The 23,955-nt window shown below is 70.6% G+C and carries 17 protein-coding genes and 1 tRNA gene; 3 read left to right on the plus strand and 15 right to left on the minus strand.

Translation table 11 applies throughout. The features are described 5' to 3' along the window. The first annotated feature begins 47 nt into the window (after positions 1–47). The gene (locus WAT24_RS14400; RefSeq protein WP_336808599.1) at positions 48–803 is read left to right on the plus strand and encodes a Bax inhibitor-1/YccA family protein; all 756 of its coding nucleotides are present in this window, start codon (positions 48–50) and stop codon (positions 801–803) included. A 20-nt stretch (positions 804–823) separates the two neighbouring features. Here WAT24_RS14400 and murB read toward each other — a convergent pair whose 3' ends face one another. The 6 genes from murB to amaB all read right to left on the minus strand — a co-directional run bounded on the left by murB (position 824) and on the right by amaB (position 6,332). Then, the gene (gene murB, locus WAT24_RS14405; RefSeq protein ID WP_336808657.1) at positions 824–1,843 is read right to left on the minus strand and encodes a UDP-N-acetylmuramate dehydrogenase; all 1,020 of its coding nucleotides are present in this window, start codon (positions 1,841–1,843) and stop codon (positions 824–826) included. Positions 1,844–1,853: 10 nt separating this feature from the next. Next, complete coding sequence (locus tag WAT24_RS14410) at positions 1,854–2,891, minus strand: quinone-dependent dihydroorotate dehydrogenase (RefSeq protein WP_336808600.1); 1,038 nt, start codon at positions 2,889–2,891, stop codon at positions 1,854–1,856. Beyond that, entirely contained in the window at positions 2,891–3,658 is a 768-nt protein-coding gene (locus WAT24_RS14415) for a class I SAM-dependent methyltransferase (RefSeq protein WP_336808601.1), read from the minus strand. Before WAT24_RS14415 ends, WAT24_RS14410 begins: the two co-directional genes overlap by 1 nt. A gap of 3 nt (positions 3,659–3,661) precedes the next feature. Next, a complete protein-coding gene (locus WAT24_RS14420; RefSeq protein ID WP_336808602.1) occupies positions 3,662–4,423 on the minus strand; it encodes an SDR family NAD(P)-dependent oxidoreductase in 762 nt (253 codons plus the stop codon). A gap of 1 nt (position 4,424) precedes the next feature. Continuing rightward, positions 4,425–4,727 carry a DUF4190 domain-containing protein gene (locus WAT24_RS14425; protein ID WP_336808603.1) on the minus strand — a complete coding sequence of 101 codons (303 nt, stop codon included), beginning with the start codon at positions 4,725–4,727 and terminating at the stop codon, positions 4,425–4,427. Between the two features lie 69 nt (positions 4,728–4,796). Further along, positions 4,797–6,332: an L-piperidine-6-carboxylate dehydrogenase gene (amaB, locus tag WAT24_RS14430; RefSeq protein WP_336808604.1), complete on the minus strand. Its 1,536-nt coding sequence runs from the start codon at positions 6,330–6,332 to the stop codon at positions 4,797–4,799. 220 nt (positions 6,333–6,552) lie between these two features. Here amaB and WAT24_RS14435 point away from each other — a divergent pair. After that, positions 6,553–6,629 (plus strand) — tRNA-Arg (locus WAT24_RS14435). Positions 6,630–6,685: 56 nt separating this feature from the next. Here WAT24_RS14435 and WAT24_RS14440 read toward each other — a convergent pair. Next, on the minus strand, positions 6,686–8,113 hold the full coding sequence (locus WAT24_RS14440) for a sugar porter family MFS transporter (protein WP_336808605.1): 1,428 nt from the start codon (positions 8,111–8,113) through the stop codon (positions 6,686–6,688). Between the two features lie 152 nt (positions 8,114–8,265). Here WAT24_RS14440 and WAT24_RS14445 point away from each other — a divergent pair, with 152 nt between their 5' ends. Next, positions 8,266–9,297 (plus strand): LacI family DNA-binding transcriptional regulator, encoded by a 1,032-nt coding sequence (locus WAT24_RS14445; protein WP_336808606.1) that lies wholly within the window; start codon positions 8,266–8,268, stop codon positions 9,295–9,297. 63 nt (positions 9,298–9,360) lie between these two features. On the opposite strand, the gene WAT24_RS14450 is transcribed toward WAT24_RS14445, so the two are convergent. The 8 genes from WAT24_RS14450 to WAT24_RS14485 all read right to left on the minus strand — a co-directional run bounded on the left by WAT24_RS14450 (position 9,361) and on the right by WAT24_RS14485 (position 23,930). Then, positions 9,361–10,251: an alpha/beta hydrolase gene (locus tag WAT24_RS14450; RefSeq protein ID WP_336808607.1), complete on the minus strand. Its 891-nt coding sequence runs from the start codon at positions 10,249–10,251 to the stop codon at positions 9,361–9,363. Positions 10,252–10,408: 157 nt separating this feature from the next. Next, complete coding sequence (locus WAT24_RS14455) at positions 10,409–12,085, minus strand: alpha-amylase family glycosyl hydrolase (RefSeq protein WP_336808608.1); 1,677 nt, start codon at positions 12,083–12,085, stop codon at positions 10,409–10,411. Between the two features lie 30 nt (positions 12,086–12,115). Continuing rightward, on the minus strand, positions 12,116–13,600 hold the full coding sequence (locus tag WAT24_RS14460; RefSeq protein ID WP_336808609.1) for an MFS transporter: 1,485 nt from the start codon (positions 13,598–13,600) through the stop codon (positions 12,116–12,118). Positions 13,601–13,688: 88 nt separating this feature from the next. Next, positions 13,689–15,857: an alpha-L-rhamnosidase-related protein gene (locus WAT24_RS14465; protein ID WP_336808610.1), complete on the minus strand. Its 2,169-nt coding sequence runs from the start codon at positions 15,855–15,857 to the stop codon at positions 13,689–13,691. Between the two features lie 269 nt (positions 15,858–16,126). Continuing rightward, entirely contained in the window at positions 16,127–18,136 is a 2,010-nt protein-coding gene (locus WAT24_RS14470; protein WP_336808611.1) for a glycoside hydrolase family 13 protein, read from the minus strand. 130 nt (positions 18,137–18,266) lie between these two features. Next, positions 18,267–20,594 (minus strand): glycoside hydrolase family 31 protein, encoded by a 2,328-nt coding sequence (locus WAT24_RS14475; protein ID WP_336808612.1) that lies wholly within the window; start codon positions 20,592–20,594, stop codon positions 18,267–18,269. Between the two features lie 256 nt (positions 20,595–20,850). Beyond that, entirely contained in the window at positions 20,851–22,413 is a 1,563-nt protein-coding gene (locus tag WAT24_RS14480; protein ID WP_336808613.1) for an alpha-amylase family glycosyl hydrolase, read from the minus strand. Next, entirely contained in the window at positions 22,413–23,930 is a 1,518-nt protein-coding gene (locus WAT24_RS14485) for a tryptophan halogenase family protein (protein ID WP_336808614.1), read from the minus strand. The genes WAT24_RS14480 and WAT24_RS14485 overlap by 1 nt, the downstream gene beginning before the upstream one ends. Positions 23,931–23,955 lie beyond the last annotated feature (25 nt).

Here is a 23,955-nt window from a genome sequence, read left to right on the forward strand (position 1 = left end):
GCATGGTGCGCCCGCGCGCCCCGCGCGGAATCCAAGGGAGAGGATCCATGCGCTCGAGCAACCCGGTACTGCGCGAAAGCACCTTCCAGGGCCTGTTCGCCGAAGGCGATCGCATGACGCTGAACGGTACGCTGGGCAAGACCGGCCTGCTGCTCCTGCTGGCGGTGGTCACCGGCGGCTGGACCTGGCACCGCTTCGACATGCTGGCCGCCGCCGGCGACGTGGCCGGCGCCTTCGCCGCCACGGCACCGTTCATGTGGGGCGGCCTGCTCGCCGGCCTGGTGCTCGCTCTGGCCAGCGCCTTGTTGCGCCAATGGTCGGGCATCACCGCACCGCTGTACGCGATCGCCGAAGGCTTCGCGCTGGGCGGCGTCTCGGCCGTGATGGAGCTGCGCTACCACGGCATCGTGCTGCAGGCGGTGATGCTGACCGCCGGGGTGCTGGCGGTGATGCTCGTGCTCTACCGCACGCGCGCCATCGAGGTTACCAACCGTTTCCGGATCGGCGTCGTCGCCGCCACCGGTGCCGTCGCGCTGCTGTACCTGGTGGACCTCGGCCTGCGCGCGTTCACCGGCATCCAGATCCCCTTCATCCACGAGTCCGGCGCGCTGGGCATCGGCTTCAGCCTGCTGATGGTGGGGCTGGCGGCGCTCAACCTGACCCTGGATTTCGACCTGATCGAGCGCGGTAGCCGGGCCGGCGCACCGAAGTACATGGAGTGGTATGGGGCGTTCGCGCTGATGGTGACGCTGGTGTGGCTGTACATGGAAATCCTGCGGCTGCTGTCGAAGGCGCGCCGTTAGCGCGCCGGGGCCGGCACGGGTCAGACCACCACCGGCTCCGGTTCCAGGCGCACGCCGAACCGGGCCTCCACGCCGGCGATCACCTGCTGCGCCAGCGCCCACAGCTCGGCGCCGCTGGCGTGGCCGTGGTTGACCAGCACCAGGGCGTGACGGTTGGAGATGCCGGCATCGCCCTCGCGCCGGCCCTTGAAGCCGGCGGCCTCGATCAGCCAGGCGGCCGAGAGCTTCCAGCGGCCGTCGCTGCCGGGCCAGGCGACGAGTCCGGGATGCTCGCGCCTGAGCGACTCGCCCGTGGCCGCCTCGACGATCGGGTTCTTGAAGAAGCTGCCGGCGTTGCCGATCACCGCCGGGTCGGGCAGCTTGCGCGTGCGCAGGTGCACCACCGCCTCGGCGACGTGGAAGGGCGCGGGCCTGTCCACGCCCATGCGCGCCAGCTCCTCGCGGATGCCGGCGTAGTCCAGGCGCAGCGCGTGGGTGCGGGGCAGGGCGAAGCGCACCGCGGTGACGATGTAGCGGTCCGGCTCGCGCTTGAAGAGGGAATGGCGGTAGGCGAAGGCGCAGGCGGCGTTGTCCAGCGAGACCACGCGGTGCCCGGCGAGGTCCCAGGCTTCCACGCTCTCGATGAACTCGGCCACTTCGGTTCCGTAGGCGCCGATGTTCTGGATCGGCGCGGCGCCGACCGTGCCCGGGATCAGGATCAAATTCTCCAGCCCGGCGAAGCCCTGGCCCAGCGTCCAGCGCACGAAGTCGTCCCAGCGCTCGCCGGCGGCCACCGCGATGCGGGTGACGTCGCCCTCGTGCTCCACCTGCACGCCGCGGGTGGCCATGGCGATCACGGTGCCTTCCACATCGCCGGTGAGCAGCAGGTTGCTGCCTTCGCCCAGCACCAGCAACCGGCCGCGGCGCACGGCGGGAAAGTCCAGCAGCTCCGGCAGCTTGGCGGCGTCGCGCACCTCGGCCAGCAGCCGGGCGCGGGCGGCCACGCGCAGCGTGTTGCGCGCGACCAGCGGCGCGTTCTCGATCAGCGTGTAGCCGCCCATGTCGACGCGCTCAACCGCCATGCGCGGCTCCGCGCTGGCGGCGGATCTCGTCGACGCACTCGGTGACCAGGCGCGGGCCGCGGTAGATCAGGCCCGAATAGAGCTGCACCAGGTTCGCGCCGGCCTCGAGCTTCTCGGCGGCGTCGCTGCCGTCGAGGATCCCGCCGACGCCGACGATCGGCACGTCCGCGCCCAGCCGCGCGCGCATGCCGCGCAGCACCGCGGTCGAGCGGGCGAACAGCGGCCGGCCGGAGAGACCGCCCGCCTCCCTGGCGTGCGGATCGCCGGCCACCGCGTCGCGCCCGACGGTGGTGTTGGTGCAGATCACGCCGTCGATGCCGCAGGCGCGCAGCACCTCGGCGATGCCGTCCAGCTCGGCCTCCGACAGGTCGGGCGCGATCTTCAGCAGCATCGGCTTGCGCGCGCCCGCCTGCGAACCGAGGCGCTCCTGCGCCTCGCGCAGGGTCTCCACGAAGCGGCGCAGCGTGGCCTCTTCCTGCAGGTCGCGCAGGCCCTGGGTGTTGGGCGAGGAGATGTTGACGGTGACGTAGTGGGCGTGGCGGTACACGCGCTCCAGGCAGAACAGGTAGTCGTCCACCGCGCGCTCGTTGGGCGTGTCCTTGTTCCTGCCGATGTTGATGCCCAGCACCCCGCGGTAGCTGGAGGCCTCCACGTTGCGCACCAGCGCGTCCACGCCCTCGTTGTTGAAGCCGAGCCGGTTGATGATCGCCTCGTGCCCGGGCAGCCGGAACATGCGCGGTCTCGGGTTGCCCGGCTGCGGGCGCGGCGTGACCGTACCCACCTCGATGAAGCCGAAGCCCAGCGCGCCCAGTTCGTCCAGGTGCGCGGCGTTCTTGTCCAGGCCGGCGGCCAGGCCCACCGGGTTGGGAAAGCGGATGCCGAAGGCGGTCACCGGCAGCTCGTCGGGAGGCGTGGCGACGAAGCGCCCCAGGTTGCTGCGGTGGGCCACGCCCAACGCGTACAGGGTGAGCCGGTGGGCGGTCTCGGCGTCGAGCGCGAACAGCAGCGGACGCAACAGGTCGTACATCAGGGCACCTCGCCCGCGAAGACGCGGGTGTCGTAGTCCAGGTTGACCCGGCCGTCCTCGGCCCAGGTATCGAACAGCGTCCGCAGCGCCTGCTTCATCGGCAGGTAGTCCGGATGTCCCGGGCGCGGCGCGTAGGAGGAGGACAGCAGCCGGCCGAGCAGGCCGTCGAAGTCCAGCCGCTGGCGGTGGGAAAAGTGCGCCTCGCCGCGCAGGCCCGGCCCGAACCAGGCGCGCATGGCCTCGTCGCTGGCATGGCGCTCGGCGACCATGGCGTAGTCGGTGCCGTAGCGTTGCAGCAGGGCCTCGTAGCCGTCCAGGAATGGCTTGCCGCCGGGCTTGCGGGAATTCCAGAAGATCGCAGCCAGACCCCCGGCGCGCAGGATGCGGCGGAATTCGCGGCGCGCGGCGTCCGGATCGAACCAGTGGAAGGCCTGGGCCACCACGACCAGGTCCACCGCCGCGTCGGGTAGGTCGGTGGCGTCGGCGCGTCCGTCGACGGCCCGGAAGCGGGGATTGTCCCCGAGCCACTCGACGGCGGCCGCACGCATGACCGCGTTCGGCTCCACCGCGGTCACGCGGTAGCCGGCGTCCAGGAACAGCTTCGAGGAGATGCCGGTGCCTGCGCCGACGTCGGCCACGGCCCAGTCCGGCGTGATGCCGAGCTCGCGCTGCAGCCAGTCCAGCAGCGCCGGCGGGTAGTCCGGCCGGTGGCGCACGTAGTCGCCGACGCGGTCGCTGAAACGGGCGGTGGGATCGGAGGCGGCCATCGCTCAGCCCAGCAGGCCCTGGCCACCGTCGACGCACAGGGTCTGGCCGGTGACCCAGCCGGCGTAGGGCGAGGCGAGGAACAGCGCGGCGTGCGCCACGTCCTCCGGTGTGCCGTAACGGCCGAACGGGATCTTCGCGAGGGTCGCCTGGTAGAGCGACGGCTCCTCGCGCCGGCGGCGGCCCCACAGGCCGTCGGGAAACTCGATCGAACCGGGTGCGATCGCGTTGACGCGGATGCGTTGCTCGGCCAGCGCCAGCGCCTGCGAGGTGGTGTACTGGCTCAGGGCCGCCTTCACCGCCGCGTAGGGTGCGCCGTGGCGGCGCGGGTGGAAGGCGGCGATCGAGCTGGTGTGCAGGATGCTCGCGTGCGGCGAGGCGGCGAGGTGGGGCTGCGCCGCGCGCGAGGCGCGCACGGCGGCCATCAGGTCCACCTCGAAGCCGGCCTGCCAGCCGGCATCGTCGTCGCTGAAGCCGTAGCCGCTGGCGTTGTTCACCAGCACGTCGATGCCGTCGAGCGCGTGCGCCGCTTCGTCGACGTAGCGGGCGATCGCGTCCGCGTCGGCGAGGTCGCAGACCGCCGCGTGCGCGGCCGGACCGCAGGCGAGCAGCTCCTTGCGGGCCGCCTCCAGCGCCTCCGCGCCGCGCGCGCAGATCGACACCGCCGCGCCGGTCTCGGCGAAGGCCCGGGCGATGGCGCGCCCGATACCCTTGCTGCCGCCGGCGACGACCACCCGATAGCCGCTGAAGTCGAAGGCGCCGAGCATGTCAGTGGAACAGCGAGGCGCCGAAGCCGATCGACAGGCCCAGCACGAGCGCGGCGATGACCAGCAGCAACAGGGCCACGCCGAAGGCGAGCTGGACGTAGCCCAGCACCAGGCCGGCGACCGCGAGGCCGTCGCCTTCCAGCCGGCCCTGCGCGCGGCGGATCTCGCTGCGCGCCAGGTGGCCGCAGGCCACGGCCACGATGGCGCCCAGCACCGGCAGCATGCACCAGGCGGCGATGCCCGAGACCAGGCTGGCCACGGCCATGGCGCTGGTGGTGGGGCGGACGGGAGGCGGTGCGTTCATGGCGTCGTCCTTCTTCGAGTCCCCGCCCCCGGCATGGCGGGGGCGAGGGAGCGGGTTGTCGCGCCCTTTTTACACCGTGAACTTGATCCCCTGCGCCAGCGGCAGCGCATCGGAGTAGTTGATGGTGTTGGTCTGGCGGCGCATGTAGGCCTTCCAGGCATCCGAGCCGGATTCGCGGCCGCCACCGGTTTCCTTCTCGCCGCCGAAGGCGCCGCCGATTTCCGCACCCGAGGTGCCGATGTTGACGTTGGCGATGCCGCAATCGGACCCCGCCGCCGACAGGTACTGTTCGGCCGCCTTCAGGTTCTGCGTGAAGATCGCCGAGGACAGGCCCTGCGGCACGCCGTTCTGCAGCTCGATCGCCTCGTCCAGCGTCTTGAACGGCATCACGTAGAGGATCGGCGCGAAGGTCTCGGTCTGCACGACCTCATCGGAGTTTTCCAAGCCGGTGATGATGGTCGGCAGCACGAAGTTGCCCTTGCGGTCGGTGAGCGCCGCGCCGCCGGTGCGCACGGTGCCGCCGGCGGCCTTGGCCTTCTCGATCGCCTGCAGGTAGCCCTGCACCGCCTCGGGGCTGTTGAGCGGGCCCATCAGCGTGGTCGGCAGGGTGGGGTCGCCGATCTTGGTCTCCACCTGCTTGTAGGCGGCGACCAGCCTGTCGGTCACCTCGTCGATGATCGACTCGTGCACGATGAGGCGGCGCGTGGTGGTGCAGCGCTGGCCGGCGGTGCCGACCGCGCCGAACACGATCGCCGGAATGGCGAGCTTCAGGTCGGCCGACTGGTCGACGATGATCGCGTTGTTGCCGCCGAGCTCCAGCAGCGAGCGGCCCATGCGGCGCGCCACGCGCTCGCCGACCAGACGGCCGACACGGGTCGAGCCGGTGAAGCTGATCAGCGGAATGCGCGTATCGTCGACGAAGGCCTGCGAGAGCTCGGTGCCGGCGTCGTTGAACAGGAAGAAGATGTCGGGGAAGCCGCCCGCGCGCAGCGCCTCGTTGCAGATGCGCATGGTCGCCACGGCGGAAAGGGGGGTCTTGGGCGAGGGCTTCCAGATACAGATGTCGCCGCACACGGCGGCCAGGAACGCGTTCCAGCTCCACACCGCGACCGGGAAGTTGAACGCGCTGATGATGCCCACCAGGCCCAGCGGGTGCCACTGCTCGTACATGCGATGGCCGGGGCGTTCGGAATGCATGGTGTAGCCGTAGAGCATGCGGCTCTGACCCACCGCGAAGTCGGCGATGTCGATCATCTCCTGCACTTCGCCGTCGCCCTCGGGCTTGATCTTGCCCATCTCCAGCGCGACCAGGCTGCCCAGCGCGTCCTTGTGCCTGCGCAGCGCCTCGCCGCACAGGCGGATGGCCTCGCCGCGCCTGGGCGCCGGGGTGGTGCGCCAGATCTTGAAGGCCGCCTGCGCGCGCTCGACGATGGTCTCGTAGTCCGCCTTGCTCGAGGCGTGCACGCTGGCGATCACCTCGCCCGTGGCCGGGTTGACCGGGCGCAGCGTGCCGGCGTCGGTGGTCGTGGACCACTCGCCGTTGCCGAGGTAGGTGCCGGACTGCGACTCGCCCAGGCCGAGCGCCGTGAGGATTTCGTGGGACATGCGGACTCCTTGGGTGCGGCGCGCGCGGCGCCGGGCTATGCGAAACGCATAGTCTAGCAGGCGGCCCGGAGGGACCCGGGCGGACGCGGACGGGATCGCCGCGCCGTGGCCGGCAGGCGCGAGCCTGCGGTCGCGCAGCGGCAGCGTCCGCTTCGCGGACGGGGCGCAACCTCGTGCGGCCGTCGCGCGGACCGGCCATCCGTGCCAGAATTCGCGGGTTGCCCCCGTAGCTCAGCTGGATAGAGCGGCCCCCTCCTAAGGGGCAGGTCGGACGTTCGAATCGTCTCGGGGGCACCAATGCAAGAAGGCCGGCGACGTCGCCGGCCTTTTTCTTGCGTCGCCGCCCGGCGGCCTCAGCCGGGCATGTCCTCGAGCTCCATGCCCTTGGTCTCGCGCACCGCCAGCACCACGAACAGCAGCGACAGCAGGGCGAACCCGGCATACAGCCCGTAGGCGAAACTGAGCCCGACCTCGGCCAGCGCAGGGAAACTCGAGGTGATGACGAAGTTCGCCAGCCACTGCGCCGCCGCCGCCACCGCCATCGCCACCGCGCGGATGCGGTTGGGGAACATCTCGCCCAGCAGCACCCACACCATCGGTCCCCAGCTGATGCCGAAGAACACCACGTAGGCGTTGGCCGCGACCAGCGCAGTGATGTTCCAGGGGGCGGGCAGGGTCAGGCTGGCGCCGCTGCCGACCGCCTCGCTGAAGCACCAGGCCATCAGTGCCAGGGTGATCGCCATGCCGGCCGAGCCGACCACCAGCAGCGGCTTGCGGCCGACCTTGTCGACCAGGCCGATCGCGACCAGGGTCACCAGCACGTTGACCACCGAGGTGGCGACGGTGATCGAGAACGAATCGGCCTCGCTGAAACCCACCGAGTGCCACAGCGCCGAGGAGTAGTAGAAGATCACGTTGATGCCGACGAACTGCTGGAACACCGACAGCAGGATGCCGACCCAGACCACCGGCAGCAGGCCCAGGCGCGGGCCGCGCAGGTCGCGCAGGGTGGGGCGGTATTCCATCTTCAGGCTGCGCTCGATCTCGCCCAGCTTGTAGTCCAGCGCGGCGTCGCTGCGCATCGCCAATACCTCGCGCAGCACCTCGCGCGCCTCCACCAGCCGCGCCTTGGCGACCAGGTGGCGTGGCGATTCGGGTACGCCCAGCACCAGCGCGCCGTAGATCAGCGCCGGCACGACCGCCACCAGGAACATCCAGCGCCAGGCCTCCAGGCCCAGCCACAGCGGCGCCGAGGCGCCGCCCGCGGTGCTCGCCAGCCAGGCATCGCTCAGCAGTGCGGCGAAGATGCCCAGCACGATCGCCAGCTGCTGCAGCGAACCGAGCCGCCCGCGCACCTGCGCCGGCGATACCTCGGCGATGTAGGTCGGTGCGATCACGGAGGCCATGCCCACGCCGGTGCCGCCGACCACGCGCCACAGGATCAGGTCCCACATGCCCGAGACCAGTCCCGAACCCAGCGCGCTGATCGCCAGCAGCAGCGCGGCCACCTGCATGGTGCGCACGCGGCCCAGGCGGTCGGCCAGCGGCCCCGCGTACCAGGCGCCCAGCGCCGAACCGAGCAGGGCGCAGGAAACCGCGATGCCGATCCGCGCCGCGTTCAGGCCGAAGCCGCCACGGATGGCTTCCACCGCGCCGTTGATGACCGCCGTGTCAAAGCCGAACAGGAATCCGCCGAGCGCGGCCGCCGCCGCGATCAGCACGATGCGGGCGGTCGCCCGTTGTTCCAGCGCCAGGTCGACTGGCATTTCCCGCGTGCTCATCCGCTCTTCCCCCGAAGCCTATGGACAGGTGTACGAGTCTCGCCGACGGCGCAGGTGGCGTCCCTGTGAATACGTATGCATCCCGCATGGGCCAACCGCGGTCGGCCGATGGTAATGTTGTGGATGCCGGCAGTACCAGAGGTCCGCAACAAGTGAGCAAGGCCAAAGCGACGTCGATCGACATCGCCCACCTGGCGGGAGTGTCCCAGGCCACGGTATCGCGCGCGTTGCGCGGCAGCCCGCTGGTCAGCGAGGAAACCCGCGAGCGCATCCTCGCCGCCGCCGAGCAGCTGCGCTACAAGGTGGACAAGAACGCCTCCAACCTGCGCCTGCAGCACTCGGGCACGCTGGCGCTGCTGCTGTTCGAGGATCCGACCGCCGACGGCTCGAACATCAACCCGTTCTTCCTCTCGATGCTGGGGTCGATCACCCGCGCCTGCGCGCAGCAGGGCTACGACCTGCTGGTCTCCTTCCAGCAGTTCTCCAACGACTGGCACGCGGACTACGCCGACAGCAAGAAGGCCGACGGCATCATCCTGCTGGGCTACGGGGACTACCTCGCCTATCGCGCGCGGCTGGAGAAGCTGGTCGCGATCGGCACCCGCTTCGTGCGCTGGGGCGCCGTGCAGGAGGACCAGCCGGGCGTGTCCGTCGGCTGCGACAACTTCAGCGGTGGGCAGGCCATCGCGCGGCACTTCATCGAACAGGGCTGCCGCCGCATCGCCTTCCTGGGCGACGCCTCCAGCCACTACCCCGAGTTCTTCGAGCGCTACCGCGGCTACGTGGATGCGCTGGCGCAGGCCGGGCTGGCCGCCGACGAGGCGCTGCAGGTGGATGCCGAGAGCACCCAGCTGTGCGGGCACCAGGCCATGTCCGAGCTGATCGCGCGCGGCGTTCCGTTCGACGCGGTGTTCGCCGCCAGCGACCTGATCGCGATCGGCGCCATGCGCGCACTGGCCGAGCGCGGCTACAGGGTGCCGGCCGATGTCCCGGTCGCCGGCTTCGACGACATCCCGATGGCGCGCTTCGCCCATCCGCCACTCACTACCGTGCTGCAGGACACCCGCCGCGCCGGCGAGGTGCTGGTGGACAGCCTGCTGCGGATGATCCGCGGCGAACCGGTGCGGAGCACCATGCTGCCGGTGCAGCTGATGCTGCGCCAGTCGAGCCAGCGCCTGGCCTGAGCGCCTCCGGCCGGCCTGCACCGGTCGGGCACCAGAGCGAAAGCATTGCGGGCACGCCCGCTCCTACCCCGGTCCCGGGGCGTTCCCGGTGGGGAATGCCCAGCGCAGGAAGCGCGGCAGCATCCTGGCCCACGAGGCCTGCTGGTGGTGGCCGCCCTCGAGCAGGAATACGCTGACGTCGCCGGCTGCGGCGCCGGTGGTGCCCGGGGCGATGGTGTAGCCCAGCTGGCGCAGGCCGCGGCGTCGTACGCCGAAGCCCCGGTAGCCCTCGACCAGGTCGCGCAGGTCGTCGACCACGTCGATGATGCCGTCGTGGTCGCGGTCGTTGGTCTCCTCGGCCGTGCCGGCGGCGAACCAGAAGCGCAGGCCCGGCCGTCGCGGACCGCGGTCGACCATCGCCTGCGCCAGCCGGCTGCGCTGCACGGCGGTGGCGTCGCTGCGGTCGGCGGCCAGCCAGAACGAGGGTGACATCGCGCCGACCGTACCGAACACGTCCGGGTACTGCCAGCCGAGGTTGAACGCGTTGAGCGCGCCGAGCGACCAGCCCATGACGGCCCGCGCATCCGGCTGCCGCCGGGTGCGGTAGTGCGCATCGACCCAGGGCACCAGCGCCGTCGCCACCCAGGCCGAGTACGCCGCGGCCTCCAGGCCGATCGGCCCGATCACCGAGCCGCCCACCACGCTCGCGCCGCGGCGGCGGTCGGACAGTCCGTAGGCGCCGGCACGGTCGCGTGGCATGTCGATGGCGACCACGATCAGCGGGACGATCGCGTGCTCCCGGTAGAGCCCGGCCAGGGTCGATGGCAGGCCGACGGCTGCCATGTCCTGGCCGTCGTTGGCGTACAGCACCGGGTAGCGGCGATGGTCGTCCCGGTCGTACCCGGGGGGCAGGTACACGGTGACCTCGAGCCGCTCCGGTGCGAAGGCCGGCGCGGCGAGGTGGAATGTCCGCACGGGTGCCTGCGCGTGAGCGGCGGCCCACGGGAGCAGGGTGCAGGCTGCGAGCAGCTGCGCCAGCCGAGGCGCCCAGCGGTGCGATCGGGATCGCCGGCAGCCGTCCGGCGACGGGGCGGACGCCTGCCCTGCCGGTCCCGGTTGCGGACGATGATGCTCAGTCATCCGGGTGGCTCTTGTCCTGCATGAGCCGGGTCAGTTCGGACACCAGGTCCGGGCGCGTGGCGGGAGCATCGAGCAGGTAGACCTGCACGTCGTGCGCGGCCACGGTGGCCTCCAGCGCGCCACCGGCGGCGACCTCGACCGCCTCGCCGCCCAGCGCGGCGCGCCAGTGCCCGGGCTGCAGCCATTGCGTCACGCGGAAGCGCGCCGGTGCATCGCCCTTGTTGAGCAGCACCAGCGCGATCTGGTGCGTCTCGCCCTGCTGGTAGACGCGGTAGAACGCAGCCTGGTCGCCGGCCATGCGTTCGACCAGCATCAGCCCGCGCTGCAGCGCAGGCGTCCCGGCGCGCAGCGTGGCGATGCGTTTCAGGTGGCGGTAGATCGGGCTCTTTCCCGCCGCGTCGATCCGCGCCTGGCCGTAGTAGTTGCGGTTGCCTTCGTGTTCGGCGCGGCCGCGCTCGAAGCCGGTCTCCGAGCCGTAGTAGAGCGCCGGGATGCCGCGTGCGGTGAACAGCCAGTTGTTGGCGTCGATGAACCCCGCGTCGCTGGCGTCCAGGCGCGCCATGTCGTGGTTGTCGTAGAAGGTGACCAGCTCGTACGGATTGGCGTAGGGTCCGTTGGTCAGGTACAGCTTCGACCGCAGCAGGCCGTAGTCGCTGCCCGGGTGCTCGAACACCGCCTTGATCGCCCGCTGCTGCGGGAAGTCCAGCAGGCTGATGCCGCCGTTGCGCGGCCAGGTGTACCGGCCGATGTCGTCGGGGCTGTAGTCGAACGCCTCGCCGTACATGAAGAAGCCCGGATGCCGGGCGCGGATGCGCGTGGCGAACTGCCTCCAGAACGCGGTGGACATGTGGTTGAGCGTGTCGATGCGGAACGCGTCCGCGCCCTGGCCGATCCACTTCAGGTAGGCACCCACGAAGTAGTCCAGCACCGCGGGGTTCTGGTCGTCGTTGTTGGACAGCTGTGCCAGGTCCTCGTAGGCATGGTAGAAGCGGTGCAGCGGGTTGTGGCGCGGATCGAGCCGCCACGGCGGCAGGTTCTGCTGGTCGGCCACGAGCCGACCCTGCTCGTCGACGATCTGCCCGAACTGCGGCTGGCGCACGGGCATGGTGAACGCCGGCGAGCCGTGGTTGAGGACGATGTCCTGCACCACCTTCAGGCCGGCCGCGTGCATGCCGGCGGTGAACTGCGCGAAATCCAGGTCGCGGCTGGGCAGGTGTTCGTCCACCTTGTAGAAGTTCACGCCCCAGTAGCCGTGGAAGCCGGTCTTGCCGCGGTCGGTGAATTTGGAGCCCCATTGCACCGGATCTCCGCCGCTGAAGGCCTGGTCCGGGTTGTCCACGATGGGCGTGATCCAGACCGCGCCGAAGCCCATGCGGCGGATGTAGGCGGCGTTGTCGAGCACGCCCTTGAAGTCGCCGCCGAGGTAGCCGATGTTGGCGCTCTCGCCCTTGGGCGCGCCGGGCACCGGCACGTCGAAGGTGCGGTGCGCGCCGCCCTGGTCGCGATGATCGTTGGACGGATCGCCGTTGACGAAGCGATCGGTCAGCACGAAGTAGATCGCGTCGGAGGCGAACGGGGCGTCGGTGCCGTAGAACGCGGGTGGCGTCGCGGCCGCGCGGGCGAGGCCGACGGAGAGGGCGAGGCTGGCAAAGGCGAGCGTGCGTTTCATGGGCACCTTGGCGATGGCTGCGATCGGGGCCTACAGGGGTTGCGGCAGGGGGTCCGCTTCGGGTTCGTGCACGCGCAGCGTGCACAGGCCGGCGACGACCAGGCTGGCGCCGCCCAGCGCCAGCGCCCAGATCGGCTGGTTGCCGAAGAAGGTCTTCAGTAGCAGGCCCAGCACGCTGGCGGCCAGCAGCTGCGGGATCACGATGAAGAAGTTGAAGATGCCCATGTACACGCCCATCTTGGCCGCCGGCAGGTTGTCCGACAGCAGGGCGTAGGGCAGCGACAGGATCGAGGCCCAGGCGAAGCCGACGCCGACCATCGAGGCGAGCAGCCAGTCCGGATTGCGCACGACCAGGAAGGACAGCAGGCCCGCACCGCCCAGGCACAGGTTCACCAGGTGGCTCACGCGCAGCCCCCACCAGCGCACCATGCGCGGGATGGCGATCGCGGCCAGCGCGGCAAAGCCGTTGTAGGCGGCGAACAGCACGCCCACCCAGTTCGCGCCTTCGTTGTAGGCCGCCGACGACGGGTCGGTGCTGCCGAAGAGACTCTGGGTCACGCCCGGCGTGGTGTAGATCCACATTGCGAACAGCGCGAACCACGAGAAGAACTGCACCCAGGCGAGCCGACGCATCGGGCCGGGCATGCCGTACAGGTCGCCCATCACCTGGCGCAGCATGCCCTGGCCGCGAGCCACGCTGAGCCAGGCGAACAGGGCGCCGAACACGATCAGGCCGCCGGCAAGCAGGTAGAGCTCCTTCTCCAGCGCATAGTGGCGCACGGCGAACAGCACCAGGGTGCCGGCGGCAAGCAGCAGCAGACCGGGGCGCCAGGCGCGCGAGGCGTCGGTCGGCGGCAGTTGCGCCTGCGCATCGTCGAAGCTCTCGAGCGCGAGTGGTGGGTACTCGCGCGTGGTCGCCACCGTCCACAGCACGGCTCCCAGCAGCACCGCGCCGCCGAGGTAGAACGCCCAGGTCACGGTGGCGGGGATGTGGCCGGCGGGCGCCACGTTGGGCACGCCCATCCGGCTCAGCAGCCAGGGCAGGGCGGAGGCCACCACCGCGCCGACACCGATGAAGAAGCTCTGCATGGCGTAGCCCAGCGGCCGCTGTCCGGTCGGGCACTGGTCGCCGACGAAGGCGCGGAACGGTTCCATCGACACGTTGATCGAGGCGTCCAGGACCCAAAGCAGGCCGGCCGCCATCCACAGCGCCGGCGCGTTCGGCATCCACAGCAGCGCGAGCGTGGAGAGGACGGCGCCGACCAGGAAATAGGGCCGGCGCCGTCCGAGCCGGTTCCAGGTGCGATCGGACAGGTAGCCGACGATCGGCTGCACGATCAGCCCGGTGAACGGGGCGGCGATCCACAGCACGGGGATCTGGTCCACGTTGGCGCCGAGTGTCTGGAAGATGCGGCTGACGTTGGCGTTCTGCAGGGCGAAGCCGAACTGGATGCCCAGGAAGCCGAAGCACATGTTCCAGATCTGCCAGAACGACAGGGTGGGTTTGCGGGTCATCGGGCGGTCCTGCGGAGGCGGCGCGGGAACGCACCCCTCGCGACCGCCGTTGGCGGTCCCAGGGGCGCGTTGTTCAAGGGAGGGTGGGTCACCACGGCGCGATCAGCAGGTCGCCCACGTCCGCCTCGTTGAGCGGACCGCGGCTGCCGCCGGTACCGCCGGTGTAGTGCGCGTTGTGACGCAGATAGCTCATGTTGAAGCCGTCTTCGAGCGCGAAGCGGCAGCGCTGGCCCTCGCGCGCCTGGAACTCGGCGTAGGTGGACCGCTGGCGCCCCATGCTGTGCGGCATCACCACCGGCACGCGCTGCACCGTGCCGTCGCCACACGCGATCGAGAGCATCTTCACCGCGGCGGTGATGCCGGTGTTGATCGGACCGTGCGGGTTGGCGTAGTCGAGCGCCACCCGGTAGCGGCCGGTGGCGGGCACCTGCCATTCGCGCGGCCAGCCGCCGCCGACGCGGGCCTGCTCGCCGGCGCAGGCGGTCGGACTGTGCAGCGATTCCAGTCCCGTCGCATCGATCCGCGTGGCGCTCACGCAGACGTACTTCGGCGCGTGCGCGAGCCGGCCGCTGCCGTCGATCGCCTCGGCGCGGCGGCCGTTCACGTACAGCTGCACCTTGCCCTCGGTCCGCACCCGCCAGCCGTCGCCGTCGGCCTGCAGCACCGGTGCGGGGGGCGCGGCGGGGGCGTGCAGCGGGGCGTCGAGGCGCAGCGGCGCATCGTCCACCTGCACGGCCTCGAGCTGCACCGTGGTGGTGTCGCCGCGGGTTTCCACGTGGTCGGCGACCAGCAGGTTGCCGCGGCGCTGGCGCGGCAGGCGCAGGGTGACGTGCCGGTCGCGCAGGTCGAGCGTGATCGCGTCGCGGTCGCCGAACAGCATGGGCACCAGCGACACGGGCAGCTTGGGCTCGATCCTGCCGTCGGCTTCCAGTCCGAACACGCCCTCGGTCACCATGGCCAGGTACGCCGCCACCGACCAGAGCTGGCGCGGCGAGTTGACCACCGGGCCGCTCAGGTCGCCGGCATCGAGGTGGATGCCCTGCGTCAGCAGCTCGTAGTTCTCCATGTTGGAGCCGGCCAGCGCGGCGCCGCGCATCACCGAGGCGATCTCGTGGGCGATGCGCGAGGGCTGACCGGCGAGGCGGGCGGCGCGCAGCGCGTAGGCGCTGACGAACGGCCAGATCGCCTGGTTGTGGTAGACCGCCTGGTCGGTGCGCTCGGGCCAAATCACCGGGCTGCCGGACGGCCAGGCGGGGTAGTTCGCCAGCGCCTGGCGCGCGCGGTCGCCCTCGGCCACGCCGCTGGTGACGGCCAGCGCGATGCCGAGCAGGTCGTAGGTGTCGTACGGCGCGCCGTCGCCGCCGATGTAGCTCATGTAGAGCCCGCGGTCGGCACGCCAGAAGTGGGCGTTGATGGCCTGCTTCAGGGCCTGCGCCTGGCCCTGCCAGCGGCCGGCCGCCGCGGCGTCGTGGTGCCGCTCGGCGAGGGTGGCCGCCAGCTGCAGCGCCTGGTAGTGCAGCACGTTGGTGGACAGCGCGTAGGACTGCGCGATGGACACCACCTCGTTGGCGGTCCAGGCCGGGTAGGTCTGCTCGCGCCAGTCGAGGAACGAGGTCTCGCCGCGGTACAGGCCGAAGCGGCTGTCGTAGGCGTACTGCCGGTCCTGCGCCAGGGTGTCGGCCAGCGCGCGGTAGACGTCGCCGGCGAAGGCGGGATCGTCCAGCAGGTGCTTCGCGCCGAGGAACCACACCACGCGGTCGGTGCTGATCGGCCAGCTGCCGCCCGAGCCGGTGTCCTGCATCACGTACAGCCCCTGCGGCGCGGTCGGCACGCGCACGTCGGAGAGCTTGAACTTCAGGCCGTTGCGCGAGCGCGCCGCATCGAACCGCCACAGCCCCAGGTCCACCGCGTAGGCGAGGTCGCGCGTCCACACGTAGGGCCACTTCAACCCGGTCTCGAAGCAGTGGCAGGGGATCGGCTGGCCGTGGTCGAAGGCGCCGTCGCGGATGGCGCTGACCGAATCCTGCGCCAGGTCGTCCTGCGCCATCGCGAACAGGCCGTCGAACAGCGGGCTGGCGGTCTCCACCCGCAGCGGCTGGGGCTGGATCACCCGCTGGCCGAATGGCCACGCCAGGGTCCAGGCGCCGTGCGCGTCGCGGCTCATGCTGGCGTGCATGCCGTGCCAGTCCAGGCCGTCGCGCCACACCGGAGCGGCCGCGCCGCCGGCCATCGCCGCGCTCAGCAGGAGGCTCAGCATGGGGCTACCGTCTGGGTGGGGAAGGTCATCGGTCGTTCTCCTGTCGCGCTGGCACGAATCACCGGATGGTAGGAAGCGTCGCGGTGCAGCAACCAGCGCCTGCATACGTATTCATGAGGCCGGCGCGCGCCGCCGGGCAGGTTATCAGCCTGCCTCGCCGGTTGCCGGCCGGCGTAGCAGCGAGCTTGCTCGCGATGCTCGTCCATGGGAGGCCATGCGGGCCGAAAGCACCGCGAGCACGAGCTCGCTCCGGCGGGTACGGGCTGCCGCTACTGCGCCAGGATGGCGCCGTAGTGGCCGTTGACGCTGAGGGTGACCTGGCCGTTCTGCACCGTGTAGGCGGTACCGGTGATCTGGTCGGTCAGCCGGCTGCCGTTGGTCACGCTGAGCTGCCACACCGGGACGGTCACCGAATGCGTCACCGAATCGTTGTTGAGCACCACCGCGATGCGGTTGGAGGCGTCGAAGCGGCCGAACGCGTAGAGCCTGGCCGTGTCGTCGGTGAGCAGCGTCATGAACGAGCCGGTGCGCAGCGCGGGGTAGGCGTTGCGGATGGCGATCAGCTTCTGCGTCAGCGCCACCGCGCTGTTGGTCGCGCTGCCCACCGTCCAGTCGAAGGTGCGGCGGTTGTCCGGATCGGCGCCGCCCTGCATGCCGTACTCGTCGCCATAGTAGATGGTCGGCGTGCCCACGTAGGTCATCTGGAAGAACAGCCCGAGGTAGGTCTTCCAGATGTCGCCGCCGGCGCGGGTGCCGAAGCGCGTGGTGTCGTGGCTGCCCAGCGCGTTGCTCATGGTCTGCTGGACGTTGGTGGGGTAGTTCGCACGGGTGCCGTGCAGCCAGCTGTCGAACTGGCTGACGGAGATCGACGCGGCGTTGTTGCCGTAGTCACGCCCGGTGATCCACTCCGACACCGGCTGCATGAAGCCGTCGTAGTTCATGGCGCCGTCCCATTCCGTGCCGTTGTCCGTCCAGGGGCCGGCGTTGCCCCAGTATTCGCCCAGGATTTCGGCGTTGGGGTTGACCGATTTCACCGCCGAGCGCAGTTCGGCCATGATCTGGTGGTTGGTGGCATCGGAGCCGTCGCCGCCGTTGGCGTCGAGGTACTGCGCCGCGTCCAGGCGCCAGCCATCGATCGCATACGGCGCCTTGAGGTAGGTCTTCACCACCGAGGTGGAACTGCCGTAGATGGTGTTGCGCACGGCCGAGCCGCTGGCGCCGTAGTTGAGCTTGGGCATGCTGGCGATGCCGAAGAAGCCCGAATAGCTGTCCGGCCACGACTGGAAGGTGTACCAGCTGTAGTACGGGCTGGACTGCGACTCGTAGGCCCCGGTCACGCTGGACCAGTGGTAGCGGTCGAACCAGGCCGCGGTGTCGCCGGTGTGGTTGAACACGCCGTCGAGGATCACGTAGCCGTGCGGGCCGTTGGCGGTGCCGTGCACGTCGGCGATCAGCGTCTGCAGCAAGGCGTTGCTGCCGAAGGCCGGGTCGACCTGCATGTAGTCCTCGGTGTCGTACTTGTGGTTGGTCGGCGAGAGGAAGATCGGATTCAGATAAAGGATGTTCGCGCCGACGGTGTTCTTGATGTAGCCCAGCTTCTGGTCGATGCCGGCCAGGTCGCCGCCGAAGAACACGGCGCTGTTGCAGCCGCCCACGTTGGACACCACGCTCGCGCCCCAGGCGTGCTTCTCGGTGGCGCAGCCGGCGTACGTGTACTGGCCGTTGGTGACGTCGTTGGACGGATCGCCGTTGTAGAAGCGGTCGGGGAAGACCTGGTAGATCACCCCGTTCTTCATCCACGCCGGCGTGGTGAAGCCGGGAACGATGAAGAAATCGCCGGAGGAGGGCTCGGACGTGCTGATGCCGGCGGCGTTCAGCCAGGCGGTGGCGCTGCCGTCATTGATCTGGAAGCGGTAGTACTTCTCCGAGGCGCTGGCCGGCACCGTGCCCTTCCAGTAGTCGAAGGCGCCGGTGGCGTCGTTGGCCGACCAGCTCATCGCGATCCAGTGGAACTGGCCGTCGGCGCTGTCGTAGTACTTGATGTTGGCGCTGGTGATGTCGCCCTTGAAGGTGCGCAGGGTCAGCGTCACCGCCTGCGCCGCGGTGGGTTCGACATGGTTGTCGAACAGCGGGCCCTGGTCGTGGAACAGGCCGTTCCACTCCACGTTGTTGTCGTTGCTGGCCGCCTGTGCGGCCAGGGGCAGGGCGCAGAACGCCAGTGCCGCCAGGACCGCGCGGGCGATCCTGCCACCGTGCATCGCGTGCTCGAGCTTGCGCATAAGACCTCCCTCTCCCATGAAGACCTGCGCCGGGCGGCAACCCCTCGGGCGGAACGCGCCCGCTCGCGATGCTCCTGCTCCGGCAGCCCGGGCGGAAAAGATCGCGAGCAGGCTCGCCGCTGCCGTTTTCCTACCGCTCCAGCGTGATGTTCTGTGCCAGGCCTGCGCTGACGCGCACGTAGGTCACCGGGCCGAAGCGATCCTGGCCGGTGGCCCAGCCATCGCCGTCGGCCGTGCGCAGCGCCTCCTCGCTGCCGAAGGCCTCCAGCTCGCGGCCGCCGCTGCGCACGGCGCGCGCGGGCGCGCCGTGGAACTTCAGCAGCCAGGTACGCAGTGCCGGGTGATAGCCGCCCTGCGGGGCGCCGAGCGCGAATTCCACGCGCTCGCCGTGCGCCTGCATGGACAGCGCCTGCAGGAAATACTGGCCCTGCTCGTAGGCATAGGTGCGGCCGTCGTCGTCGTAGTAGTCGAAGCGGCTGGCGCTCGCGGCGGGGAACAGTTCCACCTCCAGCGTGGTCAGCGGGTGCTGGCCCACGTAGTCCTCCGGCGGCTGGACCGGGATGATGGCACCTTCGCGCACGAACAGCGGAATATCGGTCCAGCCCTGGGCGTCGCAGACGTGCTCGACGGTGCGCCCGCCGGCGTGGCGTCGGCCGCTGAACCAGTCGATCCACTCGCCCTGCGGCAGGTAGATCGACTTGCGGGTCTGCCCCTGCTCGACCACGGGCGACACCAGCAGGCTGTCGCCGAACAGCCAGGCGTCGACGTCGTTGCGCACGTTGGGGTCGTTCGGCCAGTCGAACAGCAGCGGGCGGACCAGGCCGACGCCGGTGGCCCGGCGCTGGTGTTCGTAGCTGTAGATGTAGGGGATCAACGACTGGCGCAGGCGGATCGCGGCGGCGGCGGCCTTCTCGGCCACCGGGCCGTATACCCAGGGCTGGCGCTTCTGGTTGAACTCGCCGTGCACGCGGAACACCGGTGTGAACGCACCGAACTGGATCCAGCGTGCATAGTTCTCCGGGCTCGGCGTGCCGCCCTTGAAGCCGCCGCCGTCCATGCCCCACTGCATCGCGCCCACGTTGATCGCGCTCAGCATGCGCTGGCGCTGGCCCGCCATCGAGGCGAAACCGGTGGGGATGTCGCCCGACCACAGGCCGTAGGCGTAGCGCTGCGCACCCAGGTAGAAGTTGCGGTTGAGCGACCACACGCGCAGGTCGGAGATCGCACGCTGGCCGTCGTAGAGCGCCCGCTGCATGTCCATGTGCTGCAGGTCGACCGCCACGTCGTCGGCCTCGTCGTTCCACCAGCCGACGATGCCGGTCTCGAACGAGTGCTTCAGCGCCGCGTTGAAGAACCAGGCGCGCGTCTGCGGCTTGGAGAAGTCCAGCTCGCGCACGGTCTTGCCGGAAAAGTAGTCCGGCGCCGGATCGCTCTGCGCCAGCCAGTAGTCGTGCTCGGTCGCCTCGCGCCCCTCGATGGTGTCGACGTGGATGCGCGGCTTCATGATGCCGGTCAGGTGCACGCCGAGTGCATCGAGCCGGGCCTTCAGCTTGCCGTCGGAGCCGTCCGGGAACTTCTCCGGGTTCCAGCGGAACTCGCCGTAGTCGTCCTGGCCCCAGGCCTTCCAGTCGAAATCGAGGGTGAAGTTGTCCAGCGGGATGTGCCGCTCGCGGTAGCCGTGCACGATGTCGAGCAGTTCCTTCTGGTCGATGCCCCACTGGCTGTTGGTGAATCCCATCGCCCATTTCGGGAACAGCGGCGTGCGCCCGCTGACGCGCGCCAGCGCGCCGAAGATCGCGTGCGGATCGCCGAGGAACACGTAGTAGTCCAGGCCGCCGTCGAACATGCGCGCGTCGATGCGGCTGTCGCCCAGCGCGATCTGCCCGCCGACGCCGTCGATCAGCACGCCGTAGCCGGCGGTGGTCCACACGAACGGCGCCCCCGCGTGGCCCTGCTCGCCGGCGGTGACCGGGCGGTAGCCGTCGCGCAGCAGGCCGGCGGTGGCCGGTTCGGTGGCGTCGTAGCCGCCGATGCCGTACATCGGCTCGCCCTTGGCGTGGATCAGGCTGAGCCGGCCCTGCGCCAGCGAGGGCAGCGCGAACTGGCGCAGCAGCGGCGCCTGGCCGGGACGGCCGATGCTCAGCACGCCTTGCCGCTTGTCCCACACGGCTTCCAGTTGCGGTCCATGCAGGCGCACGAGACCGTCCTGCTCGACCAGCTCGGCCTGCGCGCGCGGCGCCGGTTGCGGCGCGGGGTCGACCACCAGGGTCGGCGTCGGCGCGTGGCCGGCGCGGCGGAACTGCACGTGCAAGGTATCGGCGGCGCTGAGCTCGACGCGCACCATGTCGGCGCCGAGCGGGATGTCGAAACCGGGGCCGGCCGGAACGAGCGCGGCGGGCCTGGCCGGCGCGAGGTGCGCCCGGGCCTGGGAGAGGGAAGCGGCGGAAGAGGGGGACACCAGGGATACTCCGAAGACGAACCACGTGATCGGCTTCGTCGACGCGCCCTTGAGTTTCGTGAAGAAGGCGTGCAGCCGGCCACGGCGGGGCCCATGGTAGGGCCCGCGAGGCATGCGGCGACACCCGTTTGCATACGTATTCATGTGCGTCATGGCGCGGTTTTCCGATGGTGCGGTGCACGATGGCGGAGCGGCCCGTTGGCACCCGTGGCCGGAGGGACAGGCGGACTCGACCGTAGGTGCTTCGCCGGGTTTTTCACTCGAGGACCACCGAGGCGTACGCGGGCAACTGCAACCGCCCGTCGGCCAACCGGGCCCCCGGCAGGCTCTTCAGGCGCACGCGCTGGAAGCGTCCCAGGCGGCTCCTGCCGAGCTCGAGCGTCTGCAGCGTGCCCGACAGGTTGTGCACGACCAGTGCGTCGTGGTGGGCGTCGCGCAACTGCCAGGCTGCCAGGCGTGGATTGGCCAGGGCCGGCACCTGCAGCGCGCCGTCGCGCAGCACCGGCAGCGCGCGGCGCCAGCCGATCAGCATGCGGTACCAGGCCAGCAGCGAACGCGGGTCGTCCCGTTCGGCCTCGACCGATACCCGCGGGCCGTCCTTCGTGCTGAACGCTTTCCAGCGGCTCTGGCCGGGGCCGTGCGGATCGCGGTACCAGCGCATCGGCTCGCGCAGGTCGGGGTCCGGCTTGCGCCCGCGCATGCCCAGCTCCTCGCCGTAGTAGAGGAACGGCTCGCCGGGCAGGGTCAGCAGCATGGCGGCGGCGATGCGCATGTGCCGTGCGTCGCCGGCGAGCTGGCTCATCACCCGCTCCTGGTCGTGGTTGGACAGGAACGGCGCGTCGCGTCCGGCGGGGATCGCCTGGGCGATGCGGGCGAGCAGCGCGGGCAGCCCGCCGGCGCGCTCGTCGCGCGCGCTGGCGATCAGCTGGCGGGCGAGCGGGAAGTCGAAGACCGCATCCAGCGACCCGTACCAGGGCGCGAGCTGCTCCGGCCGGTCGCGGGTCACTTCGCCGACCAGGTAGACATCCGGGTACCGGGCGGCCAGCGCGATGTGGAACTGGCGCCACCAGTCGAGGTCGCGGCGCAGCACCGCGGGGTCGTCCACCTGGTCCGGAAAGTCCTCGTACACGTGTCGCGCGGCATCCAGGCGGAAGCCGTCCACGCCTCGCGCGAGCCAGTAGCGGCCCACCTCGGTCATGGCGTCGCGTACGGCCGGCGTGTCGAAGTCGAGATCCGGCATCCCGCCGCTGAAGATACCCAGGTAGTGCTGGTTGCCCAGCGCGTGCCAGGCCTGGTCGCCGGCCGCGCTGGGCGACTGCAGGTCGGCGCCGGGGCCGGCCCACTCGTACCAGGCGTGGTGCGGGTCGTTCGGGTCGCGCGCGGCGAGGAACCAGGGATGGCGATCGCTGGTGTGGTTGGCCACCAGGTCGAGGATCACGCGGATGCCGCGCTTGTGCGCCTCGTCCAGCAACCGCTCGAGGTCGGCCAGCGTGCCGTACTGGGGGTTGATCGCCTCGTAATCGGTGACGTCGTAGCCGTGGTAGCTGGGCGAGGGGTTGATTGGCATCAGCCATATGCCGCTGACGCCGAGCGAGCGGAGATAGTCGAGCTTCCGGGTGACGCCGTTGAGGTCGCCGATGCCGTCGCCGTCGCTGTCGTACCAGGCGCGCACGAAGATCTCGTACCACACGCCGCTGGAGCTGTCGGCGGCCGGCGGGGTGCGCGGGGGTGCCCCTGCATCCGTCGCCGCACCGACTGCCGCGGCCGGCAACGCGGCGAGCAGCAGGCCGGCCAGCGCGGCGCACCGCAGCCGGCGCATCAGGTCACCACCGCGTCGGCCGCGGCGCAGTGCCGGGTCAGGAACTGCGCATGGCCCGGCATCGCCGCGACCGCCCGGCCGAGCAGGGTACGGATGTGCGACAGGAACGCCTCCAGCTGCGCCTGCGGCAGGGTGTCGGCCAGCGGATGATGACCCTGCGGCACCACGCCCTGGCCGAGCATCACCTGCAGCCAGGCCGGCTCGGCGAACAGCTCGTCGCCGTCGCGCACGACGCGCCCGCCTGCGCGGAACAGTTCGAGCTTGCGCTGCAGTTCGCCGGGCAGGGCGATGTCCGCGCAGTGGCGCCAGAACGGCGTGTCGCGCCGTTCGGTGGCGTGGTAGTGCAGGACCAGGAAGTCGCGGATGCGCTCGTACTCGAAGCGCGTCTGGCGGTTGTATTCGGCGGCCAGCGCCGGGTCGAAACCGCGCTCGGGAAACAGGTCGAGCAGGCGCTGCACGCCCGACTGGATCAGGTGGATGCTGGTCGATTCGAGCGGTTCCATGAAGCCGGCCGCCAGGCCCAGCGCCACGCAGTTGCGGTTCCAGCTGCGCCTTCGCATGCCGCTGGTGAAGCGCAGCAGGCGCGGCGACTCCAGCGCTTCGCCCTCGATGTGCCCCAGCAGCAACGCGGCGGCCTCGTCGTCGCCCATGAAACCGCTGCAGTACACGTGCCCGTTGCCGCTGCGGTGCTGCAGGGGAATGCGCCACTGCCAGCCGGCCGGCCGCGCATCGGCCTGGGTGAACGGGCGCAGCGGCTCCACCCGGCTGCTCGGAGCGACCACGGCACGATCGCAGGGCAGCCAGTGGCGCCAGTCCTCGTAGCCGGTCTTCAGCGCCTCCTCGATCAGCAGGCCGCGGAAGCCGGAGCAGTCGATGAAGAAGTCCCCGGCAATCGTCCCGCCGCGTTCGAGCTGCACCGATTCGATGAAGCCGTCGGCCTCGCGCAGGTTGACCTTCACCACCTTGCCTTCGGTGCGCTGCACGCCGGCGGCGGCATGCTGGCGCAAGTAACGGGCATAGAGTCCGGCATCGAGGTGGTAGGCGTAGCGCAGGCCGGCGAGCGGACTGTCGCCCACGCGTTCCATGCGCGCGAAACGGTGGGCGTCGATGGCGCGGGCGTTCAGCGAATAGGCCCACAGGTCCGGGGCGGCGGCATCCTGGTGCCGGCTGCGCAGCCAGTAGTGGTGGAACGGCAGCAGGCCTAGCGGCAGGCCGATGTCGCCGAACGCATGCAGGTAGCTGGCAGCGGGACGCAGCCAGCCGTTGAACTGGATGCCGAGCTTGATCGTGCCGCGCACCGCGCGCAGCAGGTCGTTCTCGTCCAGTCCGAGGAAGGTGTTGATCCGGCGGATCGAGGGGATGGTGGACTCACCCACGCCCACCGTACCGATCTCGTCGGACTCGATCAGGTGGATGCGTGTCCGCTCGCCCAGGGCCCGTGCCAGCAGGGCGGCCGCCATCCAGCCGGCGGTGCCGCCGCCGACGATCACGATCTGCCGGATGGAGGATTCGTTCATGGGTATCCCGCCGATGGACCGTCGC

Source organism: Fulvimonas yonginensis, from assembly GCF_037137055.1.
Lineage (GTDB): Bacteria > Pseudomonadota > Gammaproteobacteria > Xanthomonadales > Rhodanobacteraceae > Frateuria_A > Frateuria_A yonginensis.